Here is a 17,205-nt window from a genome sequence, read left to right as displayed (position 1 = left end):
CATCATGCCCAATATTGTCACCCGTCCCACCACAGTCGGCGCCACGCTGGACCATGCCGGGCATGGCGGCGTGCAGGCGAAATCGGGGGCCGCCGCCAAGCTCGCCAATCTGGCCTCCGATGAAGGGTTCACCCCGCTCGAATTCATGGATGCGGCTCTAGCCGGGTGTCTGGTGCTGAGCGTACGCATCGCCGCCCGCAAGCTGGGCCTGCTCGACCGGCTGGTTAAAGTCGATGTCGAGGTGACCCACGAAAAAGCCCACGAGCTGCCATCGCGCGTGGCGTCTTTCGCCACTACGTTCGATATCGCGGGTGAGTTTTCGGATGAAGAGCGGCAGGCGTTGATCGCCGAGGCCCACGCAATCTGCACTGTCGGCAATACCTTCGAGCATGGCGCCATTGTTCGCGACGTCGAGCCGGTCGTTCTCTGACATGGCACGCATCCCGCAGCTCGACTACGCCGCCGCGACATCGGACCAGCAGGCGGCGCATGACGAGGAGTTGCGCCTGCGCGGTCGCATGACCAATATGAAGCGCACACTACTGCATTCTCCCGCGGCTTTGCGGGTTTATGGCGAATGGTTCACCCTGCGCGATGAGTTGAGACCAGTGCTCGGAGACCGCCCGATCTGGATTTTCGCCCACGCCATCAGCCTCGCGTCTGGCAGCGGGGTCGGCACCAATTTCATGCGTCGCGCCCTGATCCAGGGCGGTGACGATCCCGATGCGTTGGTGCCGACTGAGGCCGAAGCGCTACTGCAGCGCCTTGGCGCCGCGATCGGCAAGGATCCGAAATCCGTTCCCGACGATGTGTGGCTGGCGCTCGCCGCGCGCTACACCGACAAGACGCTGGTCGATCTGATCGCCTTTGCCGGTCTGATGATCGCCACCAATGTCTTCACCGACGCCGTCGACACTGACCTCGATGATGAACTGCTGCCATTTCTGGCTGGGGCAGTGCGGCCGCTACCGGTTTAAGTTCCCGACAGCGACAGGAACACCCGCAACAGGTTCGCTTTGATCAGCTCGGCGGCCAGTTTCTCGTTACGATCCTGCAGCGCCGCGACGATGGCCACGTTCTCGGCAATGGCCACGTCATGCACCATCGACAAGGGTACGGCCGGTCCCGGCCGACGCCAGGCAACGGCGCGGCGGGCGGCGATGATTTCGCTGAAGACGAATTCGAGAAAACTGTTGTGCGAGAGCGCCACGATGGCGAAATGCAGCGCGTATTTGGCTTCCTTGAACTCCGACCAGCTTTTTGCCGCGCGCAGCACATCGAGCTTGTTTTCCAATGCCGCCAGATCGTCATCGCTGGCGCGCTCGACCACGAGAGCGGCGAGCGCCGGCTCAAACAGCAGGCGCGCTTCGAGCAATTCATTGAGCTGAAAGCGCGAGGCGGCCGAATCGACATTGTTATTAGCGGCTTTTGGCTCAGTGACGAAGCTGCCGCGACCGACATGGCGCTCGATCAGCCCCTCCGCCACCAGTCGCACCATGGTCTTGCGCACGGTGTTGCGGGCCGCGCCATACTGGATCGCCAGTTCGCGCTCGGTCGGCAGCCTTGCGCCCGACATCAATGCACCTTCGGCAATGCGCCGGTGCAAGTCTTCATAAATCGCCTGGCTGCTGCCGTCCGATGCCGCTCTGGTACCCATATTTTCCTCGTCGCCTGATCGCGGCAAATCGAATTGGTTCATCGCCATATTGGCACTTACACTGGCGAAAACAAGCTTGCAACCATTCCGGCGAGACGCTATTGGTCCAGAAATGGCCGGATTAATCCGGAATTGGATCACCCAGGGAGGGGATGGTATGGCGTTAACGGCCGGCTTGGCGCGGACTGGCGGACAATTGCTGGTCGAATGCCTGCATAAACAGGGCGTTGACCAGGTCTTCTGCGTTCCCGGCGAAAGCTATCTTGCCGTCCTCGATGCCTTCCACGATCGCCAGGATGAGTTCAACTTGGTGGTTTGCCGCCAGGAAGGCGGCGCCGCCAACATGGCCGAAGCCCATGGCAAGCTGACCGGTCGGCCCGGCGTTTGCTTCGTCACCCGCGGACCAGGTGCAACCAATGCCTCGACGGGCGTACACACAGCATTTCAGGATTCCACGCCGATGGTGCTGTTCATCGGGCAGGTATCGCGCGAGATCAAGGATCGCGAGGGTTTCCAGGAAGTCGACTTCCCCGCCATGTTCGCGCCGCTGGCCAAATGGGCAGCCGAAATCAGCGATGCGCGCCGCATTCCCGAATATGTCCATCGCGCCTTCCAGACGGCCATGGCCGGACGGCCGGGCCCGGTGGTGCTGTCGCTGCCGGAAGATATGCTGAGCGAATTGGTGGCCGGCGATATCGAAATCGGCCTGCGTGCTGAACCAATTCCGGCCGCGCCGCGAAGCAGCGATATCCACAAGCTCGCCGCCATGATCCATGCGGCCGAAAAGCCGCTGCTGATCCTCGGCGGCGGTGGCTGGACCGGGCAGGCCGGCGTTGAACTGCTGGCCTTCGCCGAAGCCCATGACGTGCCGGTGGCTGTGTCACTGCGCTGTCAGGATTATGTGGACAATACCCATCCCAACTATGTCGGCCATTTCACCATTGGCGCTGAACCGAGCCTGATGGCGCGGCTGGCGGCCTCCGATCTGGTCGTGGCCCTGGGGCCGCGGCTGGGCGAAATGACCACTGCGGGTTATGCGGCGCTCAAGCCGCCACGCATCGGCAAGCCGCTGGTGCATATCCATTCCGATCCCGAAGAGCTCGGACGCGTCTATCAGGCCGACCTCGCTATAAACGCGGCGCCGAGCCTGGTGGCGGCCGCGCTGGCTGGCCTGCCCGCCATCGCCAGCGCGGTCCGCAAAAATTGGGTGCGCGCCGCGCGCGCCGATTATGAGGCAAGCCTCGTCCCCCAGCCGACCAGCGCTGCCGTCGATTTGGGTCAGGTCATTACCCAATTGCGCCAGCGCCTGCCGCAAGACACTATCGTGGCTTCGGGCGCCGGCAATTATACCGGCTGGCTGCATAAGCATTGGGTATTCCGGCAGTATCGCACGCAACTGGCGCCGACCTCCGGGGCCATGGGCTACGGCGTGCCGGCGGCGATCGCGGCTTCGGTTGCTAATCCGGGCCAGCGGATACTGGCGCTGGCAGGCGATGGGTGTTTCCAGATGCATGGCCAGGAGCTGGCCACCGCGGTGCAATATGGCGCCAAGGTGCTGTTCATCGTGGTCAATAACGGCATTTACGGCACCATCCGCATGCATCAGGAGCGCGAATTTCCTGGTCGTAAAGTGGGGACCGACATCGTCAATCCCGATTTCACCGCGCTGGCCGGAGCCTACGGGATTCCCGCCGAACGCGTCGAGCGGACGGAGGATTTCGCCGCGGCGCTGGAGCGGGCTTTGGCGGCGCCGGGCAATGCTTTGATCGAACTGATTACCGACCCCGAGGCGATCAGCGTGCGTACCACGCTGACCAAACTGAGGTCAGCCGCAGCAGAGCGGCAACGTGCGGCAGAGGCCGCACAGGCGTAAGTATTATCGGGCCTGGCCCGGGGCAGAGACGGAAGCATATTCCGCCGCCGACCTGGCAAAGCTCGCAGGTTGAGGAGAATGCAATGACACTCGAACAGGAGCTGCCGCCCGACCCCGCGGCGGTGGCTGCCAATAATCGGCTTGGAGTAACGCTGCAACGCGGCGTCTCCATCGTGCTGATTGCATTGGGCCTTTATGTCGTCGTCCAGTCACTGGCACTGTCTTATTACACGCCGGTTGGCCCGGGTCCGGGCTTCTTCCCGTTCTGGCTCGGCCTGCTGCTGATCGCGCTGTCAGCGGCGTCGGTGATTGCAAGTTTCGTGTCCAAGATGCCGGTCGTGTTTGAGGACATGATCATCCCCGAACCCGCCGCGAGCGCGCAGATGGCGATCAATTTCGTCATGGTCGGGTTCTTTGCCCTCACCGTGGTGCCGCTCGGCTTCGTGCTCTCGATGTTCGTCGTGTTGCTGGTGTTGCTGCTGGTCAATCGCGTGCATGTGCTGATGGCGCTGGCCGTGGCGCTGGGTGGCGGGCTGGGCGCGTCCTACGCCTTCTCCAATTGGCTGCATGTCTACCTGCCGCCCGCGCCCTACGGCGCGCTGTCCGCGATCGGATTGTAAGATGCTCGACACACTCTCTTATTTCGTCGCGGGTCTGGGCACCGCGCTGACGCCCGAATACCTGATGTATGCGCTGATTGGTTGCCTCGTCGGCACGCTGGTCGGCGTGCTTCCGGGCATCGGCTCGGCCGGCGGCATGGTGATCCTTCTGCCGATCACCTATGGAATGGACCCAACCGGCGCGATCATCATGCTCTCGGCCATTTTCTATGGCAGCTACTATGGCGGCACGATCTCGACCGTGCTGCTGAGTGTGCCGGGCGAGGTGGCCTCGGTGGTTACCATGCTCGATGGGACGGCGATGGCCAAGCAGGGCAGGGCCGGCGCGGCGCTGAGTATCGCCGCCATCGGCTCGTTCGTCGGCGGAACCTGCGCGGTGCTGGCACTGGTGCTGATCGCACCACTGCTGACCGACGTAGCGCTGCGCTTCGGCCCGCCGGAATTCTTCGCGCTTCTTGCCGTCGGATTGGCGACACTGTCGCTGCTCGCCGGCGAGTCCATGCTGCGCGCTCTGGCCATGGCCGTATTCGGCCTGATGCTCGGCGTGATTGGGTCCGATCCCACCATGGGCATGCCGCGCTTTACCTTCGGGCTGACGCCGTTGCTGGGTGGTCTCGACTTCGTCCCCGTGGTCATGGGTCTGTTCGGCCTCTCCGAAGTGCTGCTGGCCTCGCAAAACCCGGTTGGCAAAGTCGCCAATGTGTCGATGAAGGCGCTCTATCCCAGCAAGCAGGAGTTCAAGGATTCCGGCATGCCGATCGCCCGTGGCACGGTGCTGGGCTTCTTCCTTGGTCTGGTCCCAGGCACCACGCAGGCGCTGGCCTCGTTCCTGTCCTATGCGGTCGAAAAGGGTGTTTCGCGCCATCCCGAACGCTTCGGCAAGGGTGCGATCGAGGGCGTCGCCGGCCCGGAAACCGCCAACAATTCCCATGCCAATGCGGCGCTGATCCCGCTATTCACCCTGGGCATTCCCGGCTCGCCCAGCGTGGCGATCCTGCTCGGAGCCTTCATCATGAACGGGCTGACCCCCGGCCCGCTGCTGTTCTCGCAGCATCCCCAGGTGGTGTGGCCGATCATCGCCAGCATGATCGTGGGCAATTTCATGCTGCTGCTGCTCAATGTGCCGCTGGTCGGCATGTGGGTGAAAGTGCTGCAGATCCCGCTCAAGATCCTCAATCCGCTGATCATCATGTTCATCTGCCTGGGCACGTTCCTGGTGAACAACAACCCCTTCGACGTCTGGGTCATGCTGCTGTTCGGCCTGCTCGGCGTTATCCTGCGCAAGCTCAACTTCCCGATGGCGCCGCTGGCTCTGACCATGATCGTGGGGCCGCTGATGGAAGGCGCATTGCGGCAGGCACTCAGCATTTCGCGCGGGGGCCTCGAAATCCTGGTGCGTGGCCCCCTGTCGATCTCGCTGCTGGTCATCGCCATCATTATTCTCACCATGCCGCTATGGAGCGGCAAGGTGAGGCGGCGCAGCGCCGTATTGGGCGCGGATGCGGTGGATTGAGATGAGCCAGACCCACAAGGCTACGCTGCGGAAACTGCTAGGCGAGGGCGCCTGCGTGCTCGCCCCCGGCGTCTATGATTGCCTGAGCGCGCTGCTGGTCAAGCAGGCGGGGTTCCCGGCCATGATGGTGTCGGGGGCCGGGGTGGCGGCAAGTGCGCTCGGCGTCCCAGATATTGGGCTGCTAAGTTTCACCGAAAGCCTCAACGTCACACGGGCAATCGTCGAGGCCGCCGACCTGCCGGTGATCGCCGATTGCGATACCGGCTATGGCAACCCTTTGAACGTACAGCGCACGGTGCGGGCGTTTGAAAGTGCCGGCGTCGCCGCGCTGTTCCTCGAGGATCAGGTGGCGCCCAAGCGTTGCGGCCACTTCGCCGGCAAGGACGTCGTCCCGGTCGACGAGATGGTGCAGAAGCTGCGGGCCGCCACCGATGCTCGGACCGATCCGGACCTGCTGATCATCGCCCGCACCGATGCGCGGGCGATAGAGGGGCCGGAGCGCGCTTTGGCGCGGGCGCGGGCCTATGTGGCGGCGGGGGCTGATGGCATTTTCATCGAAGCGCCCCTTTCGCGTGACGAATTGGCTGGCAATGTGACAGCATTGGCCGACCTTAAAGTGCCCCTGATGGCCAACATGGCCGAAGGCGGCAAGACGCCGCTGCTGACGCATCCCGAATTGGCGGCCATGGGCTATGGCATCGTCACCTATCCGGGCGCGCTGCAGAAGACCGCGCTCCACGCCATGCAGGAACTGATGGCCTCGCTCGCCCGCACCGGCGGCGTGCACGAATTCTATCCAGATCGGATGATGAGCCTCGACCAGCGCAGCGCGCTGCTGGGGCTCGATGGCTTCATGCAGGCCGATCGGCACTACGCCAATATGAGCCAATAGTAGATTGGTTCATATTGGTTGACAAATGGCTCAATGCCAGTTGTATAACTCTACTCAAGGGTCAAGCGTCAGTTCAGAACGTGACGCACCCGCAACATCTTCCGGGAGGAAAATATGACGAAGCGATTTGCCGCCGTTTTGGCCGGCGCATGCCTGATCGTGGCGGGTGTCACCGCCGCACAGGCCCAGACTTACCCCGAAGCCAACAAGCGCAGCTCGGTGATCGTCGCCGCTACTGCCGGGAGCGGCGCGGACATCACCGGTCGCCTGGTCACGAGCGGCCTCGAAGCCGCATTCCCCGGCAATAGCTATCAGGTCGTCAACCTGCCGGGCGCCGGCCTTCAGGTCGGCATGCAGGCTTTGGCCGATGCGCCCAAGGACGGCTACACGTTCGGGCTGACCTCGCTGCCCACCGTCATCACCCTGTCGATGGACGCGGCGCGTGGCGCTCAGTTCAATCGCGACAGCTTCATCCCTGTCGCCAATTTCGCCTATGATCCCGGCGCAATCGCCGTCCAGGTCGACAGCCCGTACCAGACGCTGGCCGACTTCATCGCCGCCGCCAAGGAAAAGCCCGAAGAGCTGACCGTTGGCGTTACCGGGCCGGGTGGCCGCGAACATCTCGACGTCATCGGCATCGAGCAGGCCGCCGGGGTCAAGTTCACCCCCGTGTTCCACAATGACTCGGGCCTCGCGCTCAACGACCTGATGGGCGGCAACATCACCGCCGTTCAGGGCAGCGTCGGCGATTTCACCGCGCAGGTGGCCAATGGTCGTATCCGCGTGCTGGCCGTGTTCAACGACAAGCGCAGCACCTTCATGCCTGACGTCGCGACGGCCGAAGAATCCGGCTTCAAGATCTATTCGGGTACCTCGCGCGGCTTCGCCCTGCCGGCCGGTGCGCCCGAAGCCGCAGCGACCGCCCTCAGCGACGCGATCGGCAAGATGGCCGCCGATCCCGAGATGATCAAGCGCGTGCAGGATCAGGGTCTGGAACTGAAGTACATGGACCACACCCAGTACGGCGCATATTGGGACAGCGAAATCGTGCGCCTCACGGCCTTGACGGCGGCGCTGCCGAAGTAAGTATCGATCGGCGTGGCCGCCTGTTCGCGGGCGGCCATTTCTTTTATGCCTATATCAGGAATTGACATGCAGGTCGCGGTATTGCCCGGCGACGGGATTGGTCTGGAAATCGTGCCGCAGGCGGTCAAGGTGCTCAAGGTGCTGGAACGGCCGGGGCTGAAATTCGATTTCACCGAAGCCCCGGTTGGTGGCACGGCAATCGACCTGTTCGGCAATCCGCTGCCGGAGGAAACCCTGGCTGTGGTGCGCGCTTCGGGCGCCATCCTGTTCGGCGCCGTCGGCGACCCCAAATTCGATCATCTGCCCCAGGACAAGAAGCCCGGCTTCGCTCTGCGCAAGATGCGGCAGGAATTCGGGCTGTTTTCCAATCTGCGCCCGGTGACGTTATTCGATGCCCTCAAGGACGCGTCGAGCCTCAAGCCGGAAATCATTGCTGGGCTCGACCTGCTGATCATCCGCGAGCTCAATGGCGACATCTATTACGGCACGCCGCGCGGCATCACGATCGAGGACGGCGAGCGCGTCGGCACCAATACCATGCGCTACACCGAGAGCCAGATCGAGCGGATCGCCCATGTGGCGTTTCAGGCTGCGCGCACCCGCCGCGGCAAGGTGTGTTCGATCGACAAGTCCAACGTGCTCGAAACCATGGGCCTGTGGCGCGAAGTCGTGACTGCCGTGGGCAAGCAATATCCGGACGTGGCGCTGACCCATCAATTGGTGGATTCGGCGGCGATGATGCTGGTGCGCAATCCGACCCAGTTCGATGTCATGCTGACACCCAACCTGTTTGGCGACATCCTGTCTGATCAGGCCTCGATGCTCACTGGCTCGATTGGGCTCTTGCCCTCCGCCTCGATGGGGGAGGGCAAGTTCGGCCTCTACGAGCCGATCCACGGTTCGGCCCCAGATCTGGCGGGCAAGAACATGGCCAACCCGATTGCCACCATACTGTCGGCCGCCATGATGCTGCGGCACAGCTTCGACCTGCCGGCCGAGGCCGACCGGGTCGAGGCAGCGGTGCTCAAGGCCCTGACCGATGGCTTGCGCACTGGCGACATTGCCCGGAAGGGCGATAGTGTCAGCGGCACGCGCGAGGCCGGCGATATCATCGTCAATGCGCTGAACTAGGCCGGAGAGTGCCATGAGCGACACCAAGGCCAATGCACCCAATGGCGCCGAGGCCATGGTGCGCATGTTGCAACTGCACGGCGTCAAGCATGTGTTTGGCCTCTGTGGCGATACCAGCCTGCCGCTCTACGATGCGCTGTACCGCCTCGATCACGGCATCGAACACATCCTGACCCGCGACGAGCGCAGCGCCTCCTACATGGCCGATGGCTATGCGCGCGTATCGGGCCGGGTGGGCGTCTGCGAAGGCCCGAGTGGGGGCGGGGCGACCTATCTATTGCCCGGACTGGCTGAGGCCAATGAATCCTCCGTGCCGGTGCTGGGCATTACCTCCGACGTGCCGGTGACCTCGCGTGGTCGCTACCCGCTGACCGAGCTGGATCAGCAGGCGCTCTACCGCCCCGTGACCAAGTGGAACGGCACGATCGACCTGCCCGATCAGGTGCCGGGCATCATGCGCACTGCCTTCCGGGCCATGACCACCGGCCGCCCAGGCGCGGCCCATATCTGCCTGCCCTATGACGTGCAGAAACAGACCCTGCGCGACGATGAGGATCTGTGGGCTGACCCCGCCCATGCCACGGCTCCGGCGCGCCGTAGCGCCCCCGATACCGCGGCCGTCGATGCCGCGGCCGAGTTGCTCCTTCGTGCGGCCAATCCCGTGGTGATCTGCGGTGGCGCCGTGATCTCAGCTGGCGCCACCGCCGAACTGGATGCCTTGGCGACCCTGCTCAACATGGCCGTCTGCACCACCGTCAGCGGCAAGGGCGCGCTGGCTGACAGCCACCCGCTCAATGCCGGTGTCGTCGGCGCCAATGGCGGCGTGATGGCCACGCGGGCAATTGTGGCTGCCGCCGATCTGGTGCTGTTCATCGGCTGCCGCGCCGGCTCGACGACCACGGAAAACTGGCGCTTTCCCAAGCGTGGCACCACCATCGTCCACATCGATATCGATCCCATGGTGATCGGCGCCAACTATCCGACGACGGTCGGCATCGTCGCCGATGCCAAGCTGGCGCTCGCTGCGCTGGCTGCGACCGTTCGGCACAATATTGCCGACGGCAATCCACTGGCCGCTGATGGCACCGCCGCCGTAGCAACAGCTAAAGCCGCTAGGCGTGCGCAGTTCCTGCCGCTGGCGGAAAGCCTCGAAACCCCGATCCGCCCCGAGCGCATCATTGCCGAACTTAACCGCGTGCTGCCGCCCGACGCCATCGTCGTCGCCGATCCCGGCACGCCATGCCCCTACGTCGCGGCCTATTTCAACCTGAAGCAGCCGGGCCGCCATTTCATCACGAACCGCGCCCACGGCGCGCTGGGCTATGCCATGTCGGCGGCAGTCGGCGCCTGGTACGCCAGCCCGTCGAGCAAAGTCGTCGCCTTGATGGGCGATGGCAGCTTCGGTTTCACTGTCGGCGAGCTCGAAACCATCGTCCGCAAGAACGTGCCGCTGACCATGATCGTGTTCAGCAACGCCGTCTACGGCTGGATCAAGGCGAGCCAGAAGGCCGGCTACGACCAGCGCTACTTTTCGGTTGATTTTTCCCGCACCGACCACGCCAGGGTCGCCGCCGCCTATGGGGTCAAATCCTATTCGGTGAGCGACCCGGCCCAGCTCGCCGCGACCTTGCGCGAAGCCGTGCGCCACGATGGTCCGACCCTGGTCGATATCATTACCCAGCCGCTGCAGGACGCCCAGGCGCCGGTCAGCCAGTGGATGGGCTGATCCGCCAGATTTACCCCGCCAGGCGCACCAGATTGCGGCCGCCGGCCTTGGCGTCATAGAGCGCAGCATCCGCCCGTCCGAGCAGGCCATCGAACGTGCAGTCCGCATCGCGATAGCTCGCGACGCCCAGCGAGATGGTGAATTTCAGCTCGCCGTCGAGCAAAGCGATGCTCATGTTCTGTACCGCGCGCCGGAACCGCTCCGCGACAGTGCCGGCTGCAGCGATTTCGACGCCGGGCAGCAGGATGATGAACTCCTCGCCACCCATCCGCGCGAACAGCGCTGAATCGGTGCCCTCGATGGTCGGAACGAAATCGTGTGCCAGCCGCGTCAAGTGCTTCAGCGCAATGTCGCCAACCGGATGGCCATAGGTGTCGTTGACGCGCTTGAAGTGATCGATATCGACCATGATGACGCTCAGCGGCAGGCGGGTAGCCGCGTCCGCACAGATATAGAGCGCCGCCTCGTAGTTGGCGTGCCGGCGATTATAGGCGCCGGTCAATTCATCGGTAATGGTGAGCTGGCGCATGGAAAACTCGGCGCGCCGCTGGTCGGTAATGTCCTGGAACAGCAACTGGATCACCGGATTGCCATCCCAGGGCAGGCGCCCCGAAATCAACTTGACCAGCCGCTGCGACCCGTCCGGTCGTTGCAGCGTGCTTTCCTGCTCGAAGGTCTTGCCTTCGCCCAGGAACGAAGACCGCAATTGCTGGGAAATCTTCTCGATATCGGCGGAGCGAATATAGTCGAGCAGGTGGTGCCCGAGGATTTCCCGCTTGGTCACCGTCAGGAGCCGGCAGGCCTCCTTGTTGGCAAATAGCACGCCCTGCTCGGTATGGATCAGCAGGCCGATCGGCATTACGTCGAGCATGGCGCCCAACTGGTTTTGCGTGTCCACCAGAGATTGCTGCGTCAAAGCCGCGGCTTTGACCGACTCCGCGTCATCCTCGAAGAATTCAAAGTCGTCCATGGGACCTCGTGGCAATCGGTCGATGGCCTGACTTGGTGTCCCAAGCAGATTTAATGCCTCCGCAGAAGATATCCTACAGAGAGTAAATAAAACTGTTCTGCCTGAAAAATCACGGCCTTGCGTAAATTTCGTACGCAGCCTGCCTGCTATGGGACAGGCATAATTTTAGTCGGTGAGAGCGGCCGCTGAAGTGCTGACTCATAGCAATGAGCAGGAGAGGTTAATCTTGTGCTGTCATAGCTCTTAAAAACCGCAGGTTCTGCGGCATCCATACTTTAGAGCTATGGTTTAATACGTAGTCACCGGCATGAGGTGCAACATGAGTGTCCTTAGCGCATCACTATTGCACCTGCAAACCGAGGTGCTGGAGGCTATAGCGCGCGGCGAGTCGCTGGCCTCGACGCTTGGCCTGTTATGTCGGCGCGCCGAAGCCATGGCGCCAGGCACGACCTGCACGATACTGGCCGTCGAGGCGCCGGGCATATTGCATACGATTGCTAGCCCGGGCCTGCCGGCCAGCTTCAGCAAGGCGATCAATGGCCGGCCCATTGGGCCCAATGTCGGCTCCTGCGGCACGGCGGCGTGGCGCAACGAGCCGGTCCTCGTCACTGACATCGAGCATGACCCGCTCTGGCAAGACTACAAGGCTCTGGCGATCCCGTTGGGGTTGAAGGCCTGCTGGTCCACGCCCATTCCAAATCGCGATGGCGGCGTTGCGGCAACCTTCGCGTTTTACTTCAAGGAACCTCGCGGTCCCAATGAGCTGGAACGATTAATCGTCCAGACCAGCGTCCATCTTTGCTCCATCGCCATCGAGCATGAGGAAGCTCGGGCCACCAATCACCGGCTCGCCTATTTCGACACCCTGACCGGGGTTCCCAACCGCCTGCATTTCAACGGCCTGCTGCAGCAGCAGATCGCCAGCGGGACGCCATTTGGACTGTTGCTGGCCGATATCGACCAGCTCAAGACCATCAACGACACCATGGGCCACGCGGCCGGCGACGCGGTGATCCGCACCATAGCCGAACGCATCCACGCCAGTGATCCCGCATTGACCGCCTGCCGCCTGGCGGGCGACGAATTTGCCATCATCGTCCCTGCCTGCACCAGCGCGGGCGAACTCGAAGCGACCGCTGGCAAGGTGCTGTCCAAGGTCAATGGCCTCCTTTTGGCCGCCGGCTACAGCGTCGAGCCGCACATCACGGTCGGCGGCGCGCTGTTCGACGCTGCGACCCAGGACGCCGACACGCTCTGCCAGAATGCCGATTTCGCGCTGTATCACGCCAAGGAAACCAATCGCGGTGGCTATGTGCCGTTTACCCGCGATCTGCGGACCGCCATCGTCAATCGCATCAACATGGTCCGCGACGTCGGCCAGGCGATCGCGGACGAGCGGATGTTGCCGCACTACCAGCCCATCGTTCGGCTCGATACCGGCGATATCGTTGGGCTGGAAGCGCTGGCACGCATGCGTCGTCCCGATGGCCGCATTGCCTCGGCCGCCGAATTTCACGAGGCGTTTTCCGACCCGCGCATCGCCTACCAGCTCACCGGCCAGATGCTGAGCCAGGTTGCCAAGGACATCCGCCTCTGGCTCGACGCCGGCATCCATTTCCAGCATGTGGGCATCAACGTCACCACCGGCGATTTCGAGCGCGGCGACCTGGAAGAAAGGCTGGTCCGCACCTTTGGGGCCGTGGGTGTGCCGCTGCGCCACGTACTGCTTGAGGTCAACGAGGCCGTCTTCGTCGGCGGCAGCGACAACCGCATCCCCAAATCGGTGGATGCCCTGCGCAAGCGCGGGCTGCTGGTGGCGCTCGACGATTTCGGCACCGGCTTTGCCTCGCTCACCCATTTGCTGAGCTTTCCGGTCGACGTGATCAAAATCGACAAGTCGTTCATCGATCGATTGACCACCAGCGCGCCCAGTTCGGTCATCGTCGGCGCCGTTCTCGATATCGCTCGCAAGTTGAACATGCGGGTCGTCGCGGAAGGCGTGGAGACGGCGGAACAAGTCGACAAGCTGAGGGAACTCGGCTGCAGCCTGGGGCAGGGATATCTGTTCGGGCGGCCCTGTTCGGCAGCCGAAACCATGATCCTGCTGCAGAACTTTGCCCAGCAGCTGCCTGAGGCTGGCAGTGAGCAGCGTCGGGCCTAGCAGCGTTACGGCTCGACGGGAGCCGGAACCCGCGCCGCCCGACCTGCCGCCGCAATCGCCAGTGCGATCACGATCAGCACCGCCGCGACGCCAAAGGTGATCCGCATGCCGGTGGCAATATCGGCGGGCTGAGCAGTGGCCACGTCAACTGCCGCCGATCCCAGCGCGAACACTGCGCCCATCACGGATGCGCCAGTGATCAGCCCCAGATTGCGCGACAGATTGAGCATGCCCGAAATGACGCCGCGCTGATCGGGGCGGATATCGCTCATGACGGCGGTGCTGTTGGCGGTTTGGAACAGCCCATAGCCTGCGGTGACGACCGCGATGGCAGTGCTGTAGCCGATGACGCCGAATGTGGTCGGCATCAGACCCAGACTGCAGCACCCCAGCGCTATCGCGATCAGCCCCCCAATGGTCATGCGCTGTGCGCCAACCCAGTCCACCATGCGGCCGGCCGGCACTCCGGCCAATGCGGCGACCAATGGGCCGACCGACAGGACGATCCCTACGAGGACAGGGGCGAGCCCCAGCGCGCGGGAGAGGTAGAACGGCCCGATCACGAGGGTCGTCATCATCACCGTGGATACGAGCGCGCTCATCGCAAGGCCCGCGCTCAACCCGGATTGGCGGAACATCCCCAACGCGATCAAGGGCGATTTGACCTTCGTTTCCGCGACCACGAACAGTCCCACGCCCAGCACTGTAACCAGCAGCAAGGCCGCATTGAGCGGGCCCGGACTGCCGCGCCCAAGCGTCATCGCCAGGGCATAGGCGGCGAGTGTCAGGGCCAGCACCAGCGTGCCAATGACGTCGAAACGAACGCGCTCCACGCTCTGCCGCCGGCGGTCCGGGGGCAGGGTTCGATAGGCGAGCGCGAGCGTCAGGATACCCAGCGGCACGTTGACGAGGAAGATCGCCCGCCAGCCCAACCCCGCGATCAGCACGCCGCCCAGCGATGGACCGAGCGCAGTGCCGATCGCCGACATCGTGCCCAGTAGCCCCATGGCCCGGCCGACAACGGCCTTCGGAACCGACTCCCCGACAAACGCCATGGTCAGGGCCATCATGATCGCCGCGCCAAGTCCCTGCGCCGCCCGCGCAGCCACCAGAACCCAGAGCGTGGGCGCGATGCCGCACAGAACCGAGGCCAGGGTGAATAGCGCCACGCCGCCCACCAGCAAGCGCCGACGTCCGGTGAGGTCGCCCAGCCGCCCGACGCTGACGATCAGCGTGGTGATCGCCAGCAGATAGGCCAGCACGATCCACTGCACCGCCTGAAACGAAGCGTCGAACGCTTCCGCCAGCACCGGCAAACCAACATTGGCGATGCTGGTGCCCAGCGACGACAGCAACATGCAGAGCGAGAGGGCCGCAAGCGCCCACTGCGCTTGCATTGCGCTGGCGGCATTGTGTCCGACACTGGCTGGCTTCGTCATGATCTTTGTCCCTGCTCCGCAACGGAGCTGCCTGAGACCTAGACATTGTCGATATATGGCGGAAGGCGCACTGTTTGCACTCTATTCGTGCGTTTGACGCCGCATATTGATTCAACCGTGCTAAGGATCGGGCTATGACGACACCCGATCTCAATCTGCTCGTGACCCTCGACGTGTTGCTCACCGAGGGCAGCGTGGCGCGCGCAGCCCGGCGGTTGCGCCTGAGTCCATCGGCGATGAGCCGGGCACTGGCGCGCTTGCGCCAAACCACGGGCGATCCATTGCTGGTCAGGGCCGGGCGCGGCCTCGTGCCCACGCCAAGGGCGCTCGAGCTGCGCGCACGCGTCGGCCAACTCGTCGAAGACGCCGAAGCCGTGCTGCGTCCCGCGGAAAATCTCGACCTCCAGCACCTGGTCCACACCTTCACGCTGCGAACCAACGAGGGCTTTGTCGAGAATTTCGGCCCAGCCCTTATTGCCCGCGCGCAGCAGGATGCCCCTGGAGTGCGCCTGCGCTTCGTGCCCAAGCCGGACAAGGACAGCACTCCCCTGCGCGACGGCAGCGTCGATCTGGAAACCGGCGTTGTCGGCATCACGACTGGGCCGGAGGTGCGTTCACAGGCCCTGTTCCGAGACCGGTTCATCGGCGTCGTTCGCCTGGGGCACGCCTTGAGCTTGGGCGACGTCACGCCGTCGCTCTACGCCGCCGGCAGGCACGTTCACGTCTCCCGACGGGGCCTCGACAAGGGACCGATCGATGAAGCCTTGGCTGTGTTGGCGTTGCAGCGGCAGATCGTCACCGTGGTCGGCGGCTTTTCGACAGCGCTAGCGCTGGCTCGAGCGTCCGACCTGATCGCCAGCGTTCCCGAACGGCATACGCAACCCCTGCGCCTCGGCATGCACAGTTTTCCGCTGCCAGTTTCCATGCCCGAAATTACGGTTTCACTGCTCTGGCACCCGCGACTGGATGCCGATCCCGCCCATCGCTGGTTGCGCCAATGCGTGCGCGACGTGTGCGCCGAGCAACGTCCCTAAGAGGCCCGGTTGACGCGGTAAGCGTCGGCCACCGTCTCAGCGGCCGCGCCGATGTCGACCTGTTCCCCCAGACTTGCCAAAGCGCCGCCCAAAGCAACCACATTGGCCAGAACTTGCTCAAAGCTGGCATTGCCGCCGGTATGATTGAGGCGAACCAGGCGCTCGGCAATGCTGCCGACGCCGACCGAAAGTCCGGACGAGTGACCCGTCGCCGCCAGCACTTGCGATGCAGCGAGGTGGTCCGGCAAGCGCGCGGCGGTGACCAGGTTGGAGGCGTGGTCTGGTGCCACCCAGGGCGTCAAGCCAAGCGCGGCAAGGCTCGAACGGGTGGCATCGGCGGCCCGGACATGACGGGCGATCAGCGCCGGCAGGCCCTCGGTTTCGACCCGCTCTAGCGCGGCCCTTAGCGCCCAGAATTCCAGCGCCGACGGCATGCCAGGCAGGGCGCCGCGACCGGTATCGAGCCAGAGCCGCCGATGATCGAGCAGCGATAGGATGGAACCTGTCGGCGCCGCTGCATGGCCGGCGAGGCTCCAGGCCGCGGGGCTGATGCTGATGGCCGAGAGGCCCGGCGACCCGCCCAGCGATTTCTGCGCGCCGATGACCACGACATCCAATCCGAGCGCGTCGGTATCGAGCGCGTGGCCGCCTACAGATGCGACCGCGTCGATCACGGTCAGGATGCCCCGTTCGCGCGCCAGTGCCGCGATCTGTTCAAGGGCGTTGAGAATGCCGCTGGCGGATTCGGCATGGACCAGTGCCAGCAGCCGCGCATCCGGATTGGCATCGAGCGCGCTGCGGACAGCATCGACAGTGACGGGCAGACCCGGTTCGGCAATGACGTCCACGACCGTTGTGCCTGCCCGGCGCAGCCAGGAGCCGAACATGTGGCCATAGGGGCTGGTTACGATGTTGATGGCCGTCAATCCAGGCTGGCCGAGGCTGGTCGCCGCCGCTTCCAGCGCCACGATGGCTTCGCCTTGAACCAGCAATACGTCGTTGCTGGTGCCGAGCAGGACAGCCAGGCGATCGACGATATCGGCATAACCCTCGGACGGGAACGGCTGCAGGTCCAGCAGCGGGTTGGGAGCAAGGGTTGGCAT

General features: G+C 63.9%; 15 protein-coding genes. 11 read left to right on the top strand and 4 right to left on the bottom strand.

The genetic code is table 11. From position 1 onward, the window contains the following. Nucleotides 1-4 precede the first annotated feature (4 nt). Nucleotides 5-430 (top strand): OsmC family protein, encoded by a 426-nt coding sequence (locus JWR51_RS13625; RefSeq protein WP_299748249.1) that lies wholly within the window; start codon nucleotides 5-7, stop codon nucleotides 428-430. A 1-nt stretch (nucleotide 431) separates the two neighbouring features. Continuing rightward, entirely contained in the window at nucleotides 432-977 is a 546-nt protein-coding gene (locus tag JWR51_RS13620; RefSeq protein ID WP_299748248.1) for a hypothetical protein, read from the top strand. Here the strand turns inward: JWR51_RS13620 and JWR51_RS13615 are convergent. Next, on the bottom strand, nucleotides 974-1,657 hold the full coding sequence (locus tag JWR51_RS13615; RefSeq protein WP_299748246.1) for a GntR family transcriptional regulator: 684 nt from the start codon (nucleotides 1,655-1,657) through the stop codon (nucleotides 974-976). The genes JWR51_RS13620 and JWR51_RS13615 overlap by 4 nt on opposite strands. 157 nt (nucleotides 1,658-1,814) lie before the next feature. Between JWR51_RS13615 and JWR51_RS13610 the strand changes: the two genes are divergently transcribed. From JWR51_RS13610 to JWR51_RS13580, 7 genes are all read left to right on the top strand, one after another. Beyond that, nucleotides 1,815-3,530 carry a thiamine pyrophosphate-binding protein gene (locus tag JWR51_RS13610; protein WP_299748244.1) on the top strand — a complete coding sequence of 572 codons (1,716 nt, stop codon included), beginning with the start codon at nucleotides 1,815-1,817 and terminating at the stop codon, nucleotides 3,528-3,530. Between the two features lie 83 nt (nucleotides 3,531-3,613). Beyond that, nucleotides 3,614-4,150 carry a tripartite tricarboxylate transporter TctB family protein gene (locus tag JWR51_RS13605; protein WP_299748243.1) on the top strand — a complete coding sequence of 179 codons (537 nt, stop codon included), beginning with the start codon at nucleotides 3,614-3,616 and terminating at the stop codon, nucleotides 4,148-4,150. A 1-nt stretch (nucleotide 4,151) separates the two neighbouring features. Then, the gene (locus tag JWR51_RS13600) at nucleotides 4,152-5,663 is read left to right on the top strand and encodes a tripartite tricarboxylate transporter permease (protein WP_299748241.1); all 1,512 of its coding nucleotides are present in this window, start codon (nucleotides 4,152-4,154) and stop codon (nucleotides 5,661-5,663) included. A gap of 1 nt (nucleotide 5,664) precedes the next feature. Next, complete coding sequence (locus JWR51_RS13595) at nucleotides 5,665-6,555, top strand: isocitrate lyase/PEP mutase family protein (protein ID WP_299748239.1); 891 nt, start codon at nucleotides 5,665-5,667, stop codon at nucleotides 6,553-6,555. A gap of 114 nt (nucleotides 6,556-6,669) precedes the next feature. Then, nucleotides 6,670-7,641, top strand: coding sequence for a tripartite tricarboxylate transporter substrate binding protein (locus tag JWR51_RS13590; RefSeq protein WP_299748237.1), 972 nt, complete (start codon nucleotides 6,670-6,672; stop codon nucleotides 7,639-7,641). A gap of 60 nt (nucleotides 7,642-7,701) precedes the next feature. Next, nucleotides 7,702-8,772, top strand: coding sequence for a 3-isopropylmalate dehydrogenase (gene leuB / locus JWR51_RS13585; protein WP_366525590.1), 1,071 nt, complete (start codon nucleotides 7,702-7,704; stop codon nucleotides 8,770-8,772). A 13-nt stretch (nucleotides 8,773-8,785) separates the two neighbouring features. Beyond that, the gene (locus tag JWR51_RS13580) at nucleotides 8,786-10,498 is read left to right on the top strand and encodes a thiamine pyrophosphate-binding protein (RefSeq protein ID WP_299748234.1); all 1,713 of its coding nucleotides are present in this window, start codon (nucleotides 8,786-8,788) and stop codon (nucleotides 10,496-10,498) included. 10 nt (nucleotides 10,499-10,508) lie between these two features. Here JWR51_RS13580 and JWR51_RS13575 read toward each other — a convergent pair whose 3' ends face one another. Continuing rightward, complete coding sequence (locus JWR51_RS13575; protein WP_299748232.1) at nucleotides 10,509-11,468, bottom strand: sensor domain-containing diguanylate cyclase; 960 nt, start codon at nucleotides 11,466-11,468, stop codon at nucleotides 10,509-10,511. 319 nt (nucleotides 11,469-11,787) lie between these two features. On the opposite strand from JWR51_RS13575, the gene JWR51_RS13570 reads away from it, so the two are divergent. Beyond that, complete coding sequence (locus tag JWR51_RS13570) at nucleotides 11,788-13,629, top strand: EAL domain-containing protein (RefSeq protein WP_299748231.1); 1,842 nt, start codon at nucleotides 11,788-11,790, stop codon at nucleotides 13,627-13,629. 5 nt (nucleotides 13,630-13,634) lie between these two features. Here the strand turns inward: JWR51_RS13570 and JWR51_RS13565 are convergent, their stop codons facing one another. Further along, nucleotides 13,635-15,068, bottom strand: a complete 1,434-nt coding sequence (locus JWR51_RS13565) for an MFS transporter (RefSeq protein ID WP_299748229.1) — start codon at nucleotides 15,066-15,068, stop codon at nucleotides 13,635-13,637. A 134-nt stretch (nucleotides 15,069-15,202) separates the two neighbouring features. Here JWR51_RS13565 and JWR51_RS13560 point away from each other — a divergent pair, with 134 nt between their 5' ends. Continuing rightward, nucleotides 15,203-16,102 carry a LysR family transcriptional regulator gene (locus JWR51_RS13560; protein ID WP_299748227.1) on the top strand — a complete coding sequence of 300 codons (900 nt, stop codon included), beginning with the start codon at nucleotides 15,203-15,205 and terminating at the stop codon, nucleotides 16,100-16,102. Here JWR51_RS13560 and JWR51_RS13555 read toward each other — a convergent pair. After that, complete coding sequence (locus tag JWR51_RS13555; protein ID WP_299748225.1) at nucleotides 16,099-17,205, bottom strand: aminotransferase class V-fold PLP-dependent enzyme; 1,107 nt, start codon at nucleotides 17,203-17,205, stop codon at nucleotides 16,099-16,101. The genes JWR51_RS13560 and JWR51_RS13555 overlap by 4 nt on opposite strands.

It is taken from the genome of Devosia sp., from assembly GCF_028290625.1.
GTDB lineage: Bacteria > Pseudomonadota > Alphaproteobacteria > Rhizobiales > Devosiaceae > Devosia.
Note: the sequence above shows the minus strand (reverse complement) of the source record. Positions and strands in the feature narration are given on the sequence as shown.